The 12,601-nt window shown below is 52.8% G+C and carries 10 protein-coding genes and 1 pseudogene; 5 read left to right on the top strand and 6 right to left on the bottom strand.

Going from position 1 to position 12,601, the window contains the following annotated elements; translation table 11 throughout:
- Positions 1–506: 506 nt before the first annotated feature.
- The 4 genes from DB48_RS18110 to DB48_RS18095 form a co-directional block, all read right to left on the bottom strand.
- Positions 507–1,412: an ABC transporter ATP-binding protein gene (locus tag DB48_RS18110; protein ID WP_041511581.1), complete on the bottom strand. Its 906-nt coding sequence runs from the start codon at positions 1,410–1,412 to the stop codon at positions 507–509.
- Positions 1,409–2,245, bottom strand: coding sequence for an ABC transporter permease subunit (locus tag DB48_RS18105; protein ID WP_443018691.1), 837 nt, complete (start codon positions 2,243–2,245; stop codon positions 1,409–1,411). Before DB48_RS18105 ends, DB48_RS18110 begins: the two co-directional genes overlap by 4 nt.
- A 74-nt stretch (positions 2,246–2,319) precedes the next feature.
- Positions 2,320–2,988: a YceH family protein gene (locus tag DB48_RS18100; RefSeq protein WP_041511579.1), complete on the bottom strand. Its 669-nt coding sequence runs from the start codon at positions 2,986–2,988 to the stop codon at positions 2,320–2,322.
- Positions 2,989–3,089: 101 nt separating this feature from the next.
- Positions 3,090–3,923 (bottom strand): CvfB family protein, encoded by an 834-nt coding sequence (locus DB48_RS18095; protein ID WP_041511578.1) that lies wholly within the window; start codon positions 3,921–3,923, stop codon positions 3,090–3,092.
- Between the two features lie 549 nt (positions 3,924–4,472).
- On the opposite strand from DB48_RS18095, the gene speA reads away from it, so the two are divergent.
- From speA to pdxH, 4 genes are all read left to right on the top strand, one after another.
- A complete protein-coding gene (speA, locus tag DB48_RS18090; RefSeq protein WP_041511577.1) occupies positions 4,473–6,386 on the top strand; it encodes a biosynthetic arginine decarboxylase in 1,914 nt (637 codons plus the stop codon).
- 77 nt (positions 6,387–6,463) lie between these two features.
- Complete coding sequence (locus DB48_RS18085) at positions 6,464–7,384, top strand: hypothetical protein (protein ID WP_041511576.1); 921 nt, start codon at positions 6,464–6,466, stop codon at positions 7,382–7,384.
- A 27-nt stretch (positions 7,385–7,411) separates the two neighbouring features.
- The gene (gene speB / locus DB48_RS18080; RefSeq protein WP_041511575.1) at positions 7,412–8,335 is read left to right on the top strand and encodes an agmatinase; all 924 of its coding nucleotides are present in this window, start codon (positions 7,412–7,414) and stop codon (positions 8,333–8,335) included.
- 27 nt (positions 8,336–8,362) lie between these two features.
- Positions 8,363–9,019, top strand: coding sequence for a pyridoxamine 5'-phosphate oxidase (gene pdxH, locus DB48_RS18075; RefSeq protein ID WP_041511574.1), 657 nt, complete (start codon positions 8,363–8,365; stop codon positions 9,017–9,019).
- A gap of 78 nt (positions 9,020–9,097) precedes the next feature.
- Here pdxH and DB48_RS18070 read toward each other — a convergent pair whose 3' ends face one another.
- Positions 9,098–9,874, bottom strand: a complete 777-nt coding sequence (locus DB48_RS18070) for a hypothetical protein (RefSeq protein ID WP_041511573.1) — start codon at positions 9,872–9,874, stop codon at positions 9,098–9,100.
- A 239-nt stretch (positions 9,875–10,113) separates the two neighbouring features.
- Between DB48_RS18070 and cysB the strand changes: the two are divergent.
- Positions 10,114–11,087, top strand: a pseudogene (gene cysB / locus DB48_RS18065) (HTH-type transcriptional regulator CysB).
- 96 nt (positions 11,088–11,183) lie between these two features.
- Here the strand turns inward: cysB and DB48_RS18060 are convergent.
- Positions 11,184–12,560, bottom strand: a complete 1,377-nt coding sequence (locus DB48_RS18060; RefSeq protein ID WP_041511572.1) for an L-serine ammonia-lyase — start codon at positions 12,558–12,560, stop codon at positions 11,184–11,186.
- Between the last annotated feature and the right edge of the window lie 41 nt (positions 12,561–12,601).

The following is a 12,601-nucleotide window of genomic DNA, read 5'->3' as shown; positions in this document are numbered from 1 at the left end:
GCTCTTTTTTTATCTGTAATTTCCCTTCAAGCCCCATCAGAGTTCTCTGTAAAATCGATCTATGCAGAGTTGCTTTATGCCACATCGCTTTATCCCACATCATGCTATGCCAAATTGTATTTGCTGAGTCGGCTCTTAAAAGGGCTTAGTAGAGGTTTTGTACATAGAAGAGGCTAAGCCTCTCTCCTTGATTTGTCGCTAGCCACAGGGCCGAGATGACGAGGTGCGAGGCATAGGAGTAGAAGACTAAAGAGAGTGTGGAGAGGGAAGCTTAAGGAAAGAGGCCAACAGATAAATTTGCGGGCACGGCGTAAGCGCCTTGCCCGCAATGGTATCTAATACCAATCACAGTAAGTATTTGAACAGAAATCGTGCAGGAGCAACGCTCGAGAACAAAGCAGGATTTTTAGATAAGTAGTTATTCTACATTTAAAAATAATATGGCCTGTTATCGAGCGTTTGAACAAGCTGGCATGAGCAATTATTAATTACGATTGTCATTAGGCTTAAGCCTGTGAAAACAGCTTGTCTTCCAAGGTGCGGCCTCGTTGAATCGCCTTGTAGCGCCAATTCTGGCGATTGAAGAGGGCAAACAGCTCGGTTTCCAGCCCAAAGCCAGCGGTGAGCTGATATTGGATCACAAACTCCTTGCTCTGACTGGATTTCACCGAAAGCACCTGAGGCAGTGCCTCAAGCTCAGCCATCAGCGCCTCATCGTCGCAAGCTTGCATGGTAAGGGTGAGATACTCATCGGCGAGATCGTCCTGAATCGAGATAGATTGATTCAACACGCCCTTGTCGAGGTAAAGTACCTTGTCACACAGCTTCTCAAGCTCGGCCAGGTTGTGTGAGCTGATGACGAAGGTGGTCTTACCCACCTGAGCGCGCACCAATTCGCGTATCGCCTTGGCATTGGCCGGATCCAGTCCCGCGGTCGGCTCATCTAATAATACCAGCTCGGGGGAGCCGATCAGGGCCTGAGCAATCGAGACGCGCTTGCTCATACCATGGCTCAGGGAAGAGGGCTTTTGCGGGGCGACATCGGCCAAATCCACTAAGGCCAATACCCGCAAGCATTCCTGACGCGCAGCGGCAGCGTTAAAGCCCTGCAGCTGGGCAAATAGCTCCAATTGGGCGGCAATGGTGAGGTTAGGATCGAGCCGTGCATCCTGGGGCAGGGCGGCCACCTTGCCTAACAGCGCCGAGCTGCCAGGCGCATGCCCTAAGATTTCGACTGCGCCCTGTGTCGGGCGAATATAGCCACACAGGAGTGAAAACAGCGTGGTCTTGCCCGCGCCGTTGGGGCCAACCAGGGCGATAGGCTGGCCAGCATCGAGTTCCAGGTTGATATCCGTGAGTGCATGTTTACTGCCGAACTGCTTGCTCAGCGACTTGCAGGTGATTAGCTTCATAGTGCGATCCTCGCCATATAACTTCTTCCTAATAGCAGGAGTACACCGGCCTGAAGCAGAGGAATCGCTGCCACGGCGAGGCTGCTCAGGCCTTTGGTATTAATCATCATATCGAGCTGGGCACCGGGCACTAGCCACTGCAAGATATTGCTGAGCCCAGGCAGGTAATAGGAGATGATGCCGTTGACTATGGTGCTGCCGGCTAAAATCAACACGGCATAGATGCTGGCCTGTCTGGCCGAATTGGCGTGCAGTGACAGGATAGCCATCATGGCGGTAAAGGGCGCCAGCACTATCATGATATTGATAAACACTAAGGCGCCTGAACCCATGGCGGTCCACACTAAAGCCGTGTCGCGATAGGCCACCAGAAGTATGGTCGCCATCAGGGTGAGGATGAGCAGTATCGCCTGGATCAACAGGTAACCCGTTACCCGACCGAAGAACAGGGTGTCGCGGCTGACTCTTAGGGTGAGGAAGCGGAAGCTGCCCCTGGCCTTGTCGGAGGCAAACTGATCGGCTCCGACAAACAGGCTAAAGATGGGGAACAAGTAAAGGGCGGCGACCCATAAAATGGCCATCTCGGCCACGTCCCATGAGAGCAACTCGCCCACATTGGCGGCACCAAATACGCCCTCGAGTAAGTTTTTAAAGTCTGGTGAAAACAGATAGATAGAAGCCTGCCTGATGGGGTACCAGAGGATGAGGAACCAGGTTAGCGCGAAGGTGGCCAGGCCTATCATGCCTCGGGTGCTAAAGAGAATTTTTTTCAGTTCGAACCTGGCCAATACCGAGGCTGCGTTCCATGAACTGCGTGGAGTAAGATTATCCAAAGATGATTCCTTTATCATATGGTTGAAGGCTCAGCCTAACACTCATCTGTTTGTCTAAATGTTTCAGATTGTTGTTAAATTTTACCTAAGAGTTCGGCAACTTGTTGTTTTAGCTCGGCGACTTCCTGCTCGAGTTGCGCGACGCGACCGACAAGCTCATCGTTTGGCGGCGGCATAATCCCTTGCCCTGGCGAGACTTGAGGCACAACTTGAGGGGCTGACTGAGTCGCTAGCTGCTCATCGACTTCGCTGAAGAGTTCGATGAAGCGTGATTCCCGCTTGCCCGGCTCTCTGGCGAGCTGGCGCACCAAGGGGGGCTCCATCTGAGACAGGCTAGTGAGGGCTTGCTCGACCTGACTGACATCACTAAAGGCGTGCAGCCGGTTGCTACGAGTTCTTAGCTCACCTGCGGTCTGCGGTCCTCTTAACAGGAGCAGACAGATTATCGCGACCTTATCTTCGCTGAGTTGGAGATCGCTAAACTCGGTATTGCAGAATCTATGCTTGTATTTGACGACTCGAGAGCCGAAACCACTCTGCTCGGCCACCAGGCGTTTCTTCGCCAATGAATCCAGTGCGGCCTGGGTATCAGACTCCGACAAATTCATCACAGGCTCACGGCTCGATTTCTGATTACAGGCCAGGGTGAGTCCGTTCAGGGAGAGGGGATATTGCTCTGGCGTGGTTTTTTCTTTTTCCAGCAGACAACCGATCACACGTGCTTCATGGGAGGTGAGTTTCATGATTTAGGTACTCGGATAAAAAAAAGCATAGCCCTGTTATAACAGAGCCATGCTTTTATGCAAAGACAATCAGAGGCTTGGTAACCTTTGCTGCTTAACTTCTATTCAGTCAGGCGGATACCGTCGGCTTCGATGGCGATCTGTTGGCGCTTGTAGAGGCCGCCGATACTCTTCTTGAAGGCCTTCTTGCTCATGGCGAGCTCGGCGTAGATCACCTCTGCATCCGTCTTGTCGGTTAGGGGCAGGAAGCCGCCGGCCTGGTTGAGTTTCATCAAGATAGCGGTGGCGTGCTTGTCCAACTCTTCTTTGGCGCCGCGCTGTAAAATCAGATCTATCTTGTCGTCACTTCTGACTCGCTTGATGAAGCCTTTGATACGCTGGCCAAATCTGAGAGGCTGATACACCTCATTCTTATAGAGCACGCCCCAGTGGGCGTTATCCACAATGGCCTTGTAGCCAAGATCTGTCGTGCCGGCGATGATGAGGCTCACCTCTTGGCCGTTCTTGTATGGTGGCGGCGTTTTATCGAGGAACTTGTCTATCTTGGATGAGGCGACGATACGGTCGTCGGCGCTGTTGACATAGACATAGACCAGATAGGAGCGTCCCACCTCTATCTCCCTGTGCTGCTCACCAAAGGGTAACATCAGATCTTTATCCAGGCCCCAGTCTAGGAAGGCACCGTAAGGACCGGTCGCGACCGCCTTAAGGTAGGCAAACTGGCCTACCTGCGCCTTGGGGCGTTTGGTGGTGGCGATCACCATATCTTCAGAGTCCAGATAGAGAAAAACCTCGACGCTGTCGCCTATCTCGCAGCCTTGTGGGGCAACCTTATTAGGCAGTAATACCTGGCCGAATTCATGGGCATTTAAGTACACACCAAAATCGACGCGTTTGACGATCTCTAAGGTGCAGCGTTTTCCTATCTCTATCATCTGGTTCTCTATAGCTAATGGCTTAGACGTTAAATGTGGCGATTATAGTGGAAATCTTGCCAAGATGCTTTAGCCTAAGTTGTTTATTCTGGCGTAAATGGCATTAATTTCGGCCAAGCGGTGGATGAAGACATTCGACTCGAATACCGGGCCGAGTGGATTCTCGTTAGGTGGTCCAGTCGATAAGCTGCATGTTAGAGGGCTGAAGACGGCATTTACTGTAAAAAACGCTGAACACCCGTAAGGGATAAAAGGCAGTCTGGCCGCGTGCTTGAATGCAAAAAACCTTGTAATAAATTAATGTGATAATGATACTTGCATTTAGTTAAATTCAGGGGTTTAATTGCGCGCCTTTTTTTACTTTAGACAAGTATAAATTGAGTTAACTAATATGGCGGGGACTCGAAGGATAACTTCGATATCTGACACCCAAAAACGGTGTTGATGTTGCGGCTTATTTACCTGATAGGTGCGATAGTAAGTAACATTAATGTGTTGGCAGACAAAGCAGCTGCCGAATATGAATGTAAATAGACAGGTTGAGAGAATATGAGTAATTGGTCTATTAAAGATGCTTATGTTGGTTATAACGTTAATTACTGGAGCTCTGGGCTCTACGGCATAAGCGAGGCCGGTGAGGTGACGGTGTCCCCGGATCCTAATCATCCTGAGCACACTATAGGGTTAAATGAACTCGCTAAGGATATGGTGAAATCCGGCGTGGCCTTGCCTGTATTGGTGCGCTTCCCGCAGATTCTGCATCACAGAGTCAATAGCCTGTGTAACGCCTTCAATCAGGCGATCACCCGTTATGACTATCAGTCAGATTATCTGCTTGTCTATCCCATCAAGGTGAACCAACAGCAAACTGTGGTCGAAGAGATCCTGGCGAGTCAGGTGTCTAAAGAGGTGCCACAGTTGGGTCTTGAGGCCGGCAGTAAGCCTGAGCTGATGGCGGTACTCGCCATGGCGCAGAAGGCCAGCTCGGTGATCATCTGTAACGGCTACAAAGATGTGGAATATATTCGCCTGGCGTTGATCGGCGAAAAGCTGGGTCATCAGGTCTATATCGTGCTGGAGAAGCTCTCAGAGCTAAAGGTCGTCCTCGAAGAAGCCAAGAAGCTGGGCGTGACTCCGCGTCTTGGTCTGCGTGTGCGTCTGGCCTTCCAGGGCAAGGGCAAGTGGCAAGCCAGCGGCGGCGAAAAGTCTAAATTTGGTCTGTCTGCGGCTCAGGTGCTGAACGTTATCGACTCGCTCAAAGCGCAGGACATGCTCGACAGCCTGCAGCTGCTGCACTTCCACCTGGGCTCGCAAATCGCCAACATTCGCGATATCCGTAGCGGTGTGAGTGAGGCGGGACGTTTCTACTGTGAACTGCAGAAGATGGGCGCTAACGTTAAGTGCTTCGACGTGGGCGGCGGCTTGGCGGTGGACTATGACGGTACCCGTAGCCAGAGCAGCAACTCGATGAACTATGGCCTGACCGAATACGCCAATAACATCGTCAGCGTGCTGAACGATATGTGCCGCGAGTACGATCAGCCTATGCCGCGTCTTATCTCTGAGTCTGGTCGCTATCTCACGGCGCACCACGCCGTGTTGATCACCGATGTGATTGGCACCGAGGCCTATAAGCCTGAAGAGCTGCAGGCGCCGGATGAAGAGGCGCCGCAGCAACTGAAGAACATGTGGGATTCATGGGGGGAGGTGAGTGGCCGCGCCGATCAACGCGCCCTGATCGAGATCTACCATGACGTACAGAGCGATCTGGCCGAGGTGCACTCACTGTTTGCGCTAGGACAGATGAGCCTGTCCGACAGGGCCTGGGCGGAGCAGATGAACCTGCGCGTCTGTTACGAGCTTAAGGGCGTGATGAGCGGCAAGTACCGTTTCCACCGTCCGGTGATCGATGAGCTCAACGAGAAGCTGGCGGACAAGTTCTTCGTGAACTTCTCACTGTTCCAGTCGCTGCCCGATGCCTGGGGTATCGATCAGGTGTTCCCTGTGATGCCACTAAGCGGTCTGGATAAGGCGCCCGAGCGCCGCGCCGTGATGCTGGACATCACCTGTGACTCAGACGGTACTGTGGACCAGTACGTCGATGGTCAGGGTATCGAAACCACGCTGCCGGTTCCGGCCTGGAGCGCAGAGAGCCCATACCTTATCGGTTTCTTCCTGGTGGGTGCCTACCAGGAGATCCTTGGGGATATGCACAACCTGTTCGGCGACACTAACTCGGCCGTGGTCAGGTTAGACGATGATGGCCTGGTGAATATCGAGTCGGTACTGGCCGGTGATACGGTTGCCGACGTGCTGCGCTACGTTAACCTGGACGCCGTCTCTTTCATGCGTACCTATGAGGAGTTGGTGAACCTGCACATTCAGGAAGATGAGCGGGCCAACATTCTTGAAGAGCTGCAGATTGGACTGAAGGGCTACACCTATCTGGAAGATTTTTCCTGATTGGCAGGCTAGCCTGTTTCGCCTGGGATCTCGCCTAGTTTATGCCGGGATCTTTTAAGACGAAGAGGAGCGGGTAGATGTATTTTGAAGGGGCGGAGAAGCGCTTATCGCTGACGCTGGCGCCGGGTTGTCCGTCGCTCAGGGCCTTGGGCGATGCCTATTGGCGCCGCGCCCTTTTAAAGAGTGATACAGAGATCCTCTCTAAGCTAAGCAGTGAGCAATGCGACGCATACCTGCTGAGTGAGTCCAGCCTGTTCGTCTGGCACGATAGCCTGGTGCTCATCACCTGTGGCAACACCCGGCTTATCGAGACGGTACTGTTTCTGGTCGATTCATTAGGTGGCAAGCAACTTGCCAGCCTGAGTTACCAGCGTAAGAGCGAGATCTTACCCGCCTTGCAGAGCAGTCGCTTCGAGGAAGATATCGCTAGGCTGAGTGACATGCTAAGCGGCAATGCCTATCGTATCGGCCATTTGGATGGTCATTATCATCAACTCTTCTTTTCGGGAAAAATTGCGCGGCTCAAACCTGCGCAAGTGGTGCAGATGTACCATATTCGCGGCGATGTGGCCGATTTTCTGCTGAGCGATAAGCAATCGACTCAAGCGATCGCCAGCAGACTGAATTTATCCCGGCTCTTGTCTGGGTTTGAATTAGATGCGCACCTGTTTTCGCCCCTTGGCTATTCGCTCAATGCCCTGCGCGGTGAGGACTATTTCACCCTGCACATTACCCCCCAAGAGACGAGCTCCTATGTGAGTCTTGAAACGAATTTGTCGCTCGGCGCCGGTCTTGACGGTATAGTAGCTGAGTTACTCAAATGCTTGAATCCGCTCAGCTGGGACATTGCAGGATTTGAGGCCGAGGAGCCAGGATATGGCCCCGAGCAGTATAGCCTGCAGGCTCGCGGCGAACTTGCCTTGGCAGATGGCCAAGGCTTATATATAAAACACTATAAACAGCGTGATTGTGAGCAGTTGTTGCCCGTTACGTTGTGATCTTTACTTCTATGATTTGGAGCATATATGACCACTATTGCAGATAAGCCTGATTACTCGCTTTACTCAAATGCATTTGGTTATTTAAGACAGCCACTAGACTTTAAACCGCTCGAGAGCGATGCCGATGTAGTGGTACTGGGCTTGCCGTTTGATATGGCGACTACGGGCCGATCCGGTGGTCGTATGGGCCCTGGCGCCATACGTCAGGCCTCGGTAAACCTGGCCTGGGAAGAGTGCCGTTGGCCTTGGGATTTTAAGTTGTCCGATCACCTTAAAATGGTCGATGCGGGGGATCTGGTATTCGATTGTGGTGATGCTGCCGATTTTACTCAGCGTGTCGAAGACTTTGCGACGGCCATTCTCGACTCTGGTAAGGCGCTACTCAGCTTCGGCGGTGATCACTTTGTGACCCTGCCGCTACTACGTGCCCACTACAAGAAGCATGGCAAGATGGCGCTGCTGCATTTCGATGCCCACACAGACACCTATAGCCAGGGTAGTAAGTACGACCATGGCACCATGTTCTTCCACGCGCCAAATGAAGGGATCATCGATGCCTCTCATTCTGTGCAGGTGGGGATCCGTACCGAGTATGATAAGCCAAGCCACCTGTTTAAGGTGATCGACGCCTCCGCGGCCAACGAGCTAAGCGCCGATGAGATTGTCGCCCAGATCAAAGATCGTGTCGGCGACATGCCTTTGTACGTCACCTTCGACATCGACTGTCTGGATCCAGCCTTCGCGCCGGGTACGGGCACGCCTGTATGTGGTGGCCTCACCAGCGACAAGGCGATGAAGATCATTCGCGGTCTGCGCGGCATGAACGTGGTGGGCATGGATGTGGTAGAGGTGGCGCCAGCCTATGACAGCGCCGAGATCACCGCATTGGCCGGCGCGACGTTAGGCCTGGAGATGCTACACGTTTGGGCTTGTGCCCATAAGAAGTAAACCAAACGGGACAGGGTAAGGAAGCAGATGTCGAACTTAAGTGATATTAGACGAGAATACACCCTGGGCGGGCTGCACCGAGAGGAGCTGCCCGACAATCCCATGGTGTTGTTTGAGAAGTGGATTGAGCAGATCCGAGATGCGGAGATCCTGCCGGATCCCACCGCGATGTCGGTGGCGACCGTCGATGCCGAAGGTCAGCCGTTCCAGCGCATCGTGCTGCTAAAACGCTTCGATGACGATGGCTTTGTGTTTTTCACTAACCTGGCCAGTCGCAAGGCGGAGCAGATAGCGCAAAACAACAAGGTGAGCCTGCTGTTTCCTTGGCATGCCCTAGAGCGTCAGGTGGCGGTAACGGGCGTGGCGGAGCAGCTCTCCACCACCGAGGTGCTTAAGTACTTCGTTACGCGTCCCAAGGAGAGTCAGATCGCAGCCTGGGTGTCCAAGCAATCCAGTAAGATCTCTGCGCGCCAGGCGCTTGAGAGCAAGTTTGCCGAGATGAAGGCCAAGTTCAGCCAGGGTGAGGTGCCACTGCCTAAGTTCTGGGGGGGGTATCGTGTGCGGCCCAGCAGCATAGAGTTTTGGCAGGGCGGCGAATACCGACTGCATGATCGCTTCCTCTATACGCGTCATGATGCTAGCCGCCTGGATAGTGGCTGGAATATCGACCGTCTGGCGCCTTAAGTGTTTCCGTTAAAGAGATGCTTCAATAACAAAAAACCACCGCTTGCGGTGGTTTTTTGTTTTAAGTGATGCCTGTGGTTACCATTTCTTCTTCGGCTGGAACAGCACATCGATATCGTCTTCTTCGCTCTTCTGCTGTGGGGCATTGGGCTGGGCCATCTTCTGCGCTCCCATGATCTCATCGAGGAGCAACTTGGCTTCATCCACCTTCTTGGTGATAAAAGGATCGTTTGGCGTCAGCGCCTTAATGGTGTGCAGAGTCGCCAATGCCTTGGTCACCATCTGCTTGGAGGAACCATATTGCTTCATGAAGCAGGCAGTGCGGGCGCGTGACAGCATAGAGTCAACATTGATCCTCAGCTGCAGGCTGTCTACACGAGCCTCTTCCTGGGCGAAGACGTTAGGGTCGACCTTGCCCTTGTTGTGTTCGGCGCGCAAGATGGCCTTGAGTTTCTTTAACACCTTAACCAGATCCAGGATCTGTTTGTCTGTGTCCGGCAGGCGAAAGCTCTCTATGGCTGGGGTCTGTTTCTGGGCATTGTGCAGGTTCTCTATCTGGCCAGTAAGATCGGTGAGGCGACGCTGGTAGTCGGCCGCCTGAGGGCCGCCTAAGGTGACAGACTGGCTTAAGGCATCTTGTACTCGCTTATAGAGGATGAGCACCAGATTGGTAGAGCAGGGAAACATTCCTGTGCATGAAAGCACGTTTTCGGTTTCATCGATGATGGCTCTTTGTCTGGCTAATTCTGTTCTTCGCTCGGCCTCGGCACGTTCTTTTTGTTGTTGGATGACATTGATGCCAATAACCAATAGCAACAATGCACCGATGAGGATCAGAACCAAAGTAAAAATCATAGATCTACCAATTTTTATGCAATTCCATTAATGCTACTATAAATCAACACGCTAGCATAGTTATCTTAGACTAGCTTTATCGTTATGTCGTGTGATTCATCTCACCTCTATGCTATATTCCCCTTTGATTTAATTTTTCGCCTGTACTATAACTAATTCTTATAGTAACTCTTATGATTAGGGTACCGATTTCAGGCCGTGGCGCTCACTAAGAGACCGACCTTTGCAAAGGAAAGACGATGAAGCTGCAACAACTCAGATACATTGCCGAAGTGGTGAATCACAACCTTAATGTGTCGGCGACCGCTGAGAACCTTTACACCTCACAGCCTGGGATCAGTAAACAGGTGCGAATGCTCGAAGATGAGCTGGGCATCCAGATCTTTGGCCGTAGCGGTAAGCATCTAACCCATGTGACACCGGCCGGTCAGCAGGTGATTAATATTGCCAACGACATACTGGGCAAGGTGGAGAGCATCAAGAAGGTTGCCGAAGAATATACCAAGCCGGATCAGGGTGAGCTTAACATAGCCACCACGGATACTCAGGCGCGATATGCCTTGCCGGGGATCATCCGCGCCTTTATCGACCGCTATCCCAAGGTGAACCTGCATATGCATCAGGGGACGCCTTCGCAGATAAGCGAGCTGGCGGCGCGGGGGATGCTGACTTTGCCATCGCAACAGAAGGGATGCATCTGTATACGGATCTCATCATGTTGCCATGTTACCACTGGAATCGCTCTATAGTGGTGACCAAAGATCATCCTCTGGCCTCACGCACTCAGATCAGCATCGAAGACTTGGGCCGCTTCCCGCTAGTCACCTATGTGTTTGGCTTCGATAGAGAATCAGAAATCGAGAAGGCCTTCAACCGCGCCGGTATCGACCCTAGGGTGGTGTTTACTGCCACCAGTGCCGATGTGCTCAAGACCTATGTCAGGTTGGGCTTAGGGGTTGGGGTGATCGCCTCTATGGCGATCGATCCTGTGATAGACAAAGATCTGGTGGCCATAGATGCCAGCCATCTGTTTGCCCACAGCACCACTAAGATTGGCTTTAGAAAGGGTAACTTCCTGCGTAATTATATGTATGAGTTTATCGAGCATTTCGCGCCGCATCTGACCAAGGATATTGTGGAGAAGGCGGTGGCGTTAAGAGACCCTCAGCTTATCGAGAATCTGTTTGCGGATGTGGAGCTGCCGATCCGTTAACGCCTCAGCGTGCTAGCGTGGCTTTTCAATCAAGCCGATTTAGGCATAAAAAAACTCGCCATAGGGCGAGTTTTTTTATGCTTCATACCTTGCCGATTAACATTCGACGATGTTAACGGCCAGGCCGCCCTTAGCGGTTTCCTTGTACTTGCTGCGCATATCTTTGCCGGTATCCATCATGGTCTTGATCACCTTATCCAGGGAGACCTTGTGGTTGCCGTCTCCGCGCATCGCCAGGCGTGAGGCGTTGATTGCCTTTACCGCGCCCATGGCATTACGCTCGATGCAAGGCACCTGTACCAGGCCGCCAACAGGGTCGCAGGTGAGGCCCAGGTTGTGCTCCATGCCGATCTCGGCGGCGTTTTCCACATGTTCTACCGTCCCACCCATGATCTCAGTGAGTGCGGCGGCGGCCATGGAGCAAGCCACGCCCACTTCGCCCTGGCAACCCACTTCGGCACCCGAGATGGAGGCGTTCTTCTTATAGAGGATGCCAATGGCGGCTGCGGTCAGCAGGTATTGGCAACAGATATCCAGATCCACCTCTTGAACGAAGGTATCGTAATAGCAGAGCACGGCCGGAATGATGCCCGCGGCGCCGTTGGTCGGTGCCGTCACCACGCGATCGCCGGCGGCGTTTTGTTCGTTAACCGCCAGGGCAAACAGATCGACCCAATCCATGGCGGTCAGCGGATCAACCACTGTCTTGCTCTCGGCCTTAAGGCGTCGATACAGGGCCGGTGCCCGGCGTCTGAGTTTCAGGCCGCCAGGGAGTATGCCCTCCTTCTGATAGCCTCGCTCGACACAGGTCTTCATGGTCTGCCAGATGGTCCACAGGCGCTCCTTGATGTCCTTCTCGCTGGCGATAGACAGCTCGTTCTCCATCATCAGCGCAGAGATGCTCAGGCCGTTCTCGACGCACATGTCCAGCAGCTCGGCCGCGCTGTTAAAGTCATAGGGCGCCGCTTCGATAGGAGAGGCTGGCGAGGCGTCCTGAGCCTGGATCTCATCCTCATCTAAGATGAAGCCACCACCAACTGAGTAGTAGGTGCGCTGGTAGATGCAGTTTCCCTTGGCATAGGCGTAAAGGGTCATGGCGTTGGCGTGGGCCGGCAGACTCTTGCGTCTGTGGTAGGTGATGCCATCTTCACGGCTGAAGCGCACCACCTTGTTGTTGGGCATGGTTAAGGTTTGTGTGTCGTGTACCTGCGCCAGGGTGGCGTCGATTTTGTCGGTATCCACGGTTTCAGGGGCTTCGCCCATCAGGCCTAAGATCACCGCCTTGCCTGTGCCGTGGCCCTTACCGGTTTGGCCGAGTGAGCCAAACAGCTCTGATCTCAGCTCATCTGTGTCTGCTAGATGACCATGTTTTTCTAAATCTTGAATGAAGACATTACCCGCTTTCATCGGGCCAACGGTATGGGAGCTTGAGGGCCCGATACCAATTTTAAACATGTCAAAAACGCTAATCATTATAAAACCCTGTTGTAATCATTATTTTCGTTATGCAATCT

It is taken from the genome of Shewanella sp. cp20, assembly GCF_000832025.1.
In the GTDB taxonomy this organism is placed as follows: Bacteria; Pseudomonadota; Gammaproteobacteria; order Enterobacterales; family Shewanellaceae; genus Shewanella.
The sequence above is the reverse complement of the archived record's forward strand: the minus strand, read 5'-3'. Positions and strand labels throughout refer to the sequence as shown.

Coding starts and splice junctions, on each gene's coding strand:
- DB48_RS18110 (WP_041511581.1), bottom strand. CDS start 1,412: ATGAAGCTAATCACCTGCAAGTCGCTGAGCAAGCAGTTCGGCAGTAAA.
- DB48_RS18100 (WP_041511579.1), bottom strand. CDS start 2,988: ATGAAACTCACCTCCCATGAAGCACGTGTGATCGGTTGTCTGCTGGAA.
- DB48_RS18095 (WP_041511578.1), bottom strand. CDS start 3,923: ATGATAGAGATAGGAAAACGCTGCACCTTAGAGATCGTCAAACGCGTC.
- speA (WP_041511577.1), top strand. CDS start 4,473: ATGAGTAATTGGTCTATTAAAGATGCTTATGTTGGTTATAACGTTAAT.
- DB48_RS18085 (WP_041511576.1), top strand. CDS start 6,464: ATGTATTTTGAAGGGGCGGAGAAGCGCTTATCGCTGACGCTGGCGCCG.
- speB (WP_041511575.1), top strand. CDS start 7,412: ATGACCACTATTGCAGATAAGCCTGATTACTCGCTTTACTCAAATGCA.
- pdxH (WP_041511574.1), top strand. CDS start 8,363: ATGTCGAACTTAAGTGATATTAGACGAGAATACACCCTGGGCGGGCTG.
- DB48_RS18070 (WP_041511573.1), bottom strand. CDS start 9,874: ATGATTTTTACTTTGGTTCTGATCCTCATCGGTGCATTGTTGCTATTG.
- DB48_RS18060 (WP_041511572.1), bottom strand. CDS start 12,560: ATGATTAGCGTTTTTGACATGTTTAAAATTGGTATCGGGCCCTCAAGC.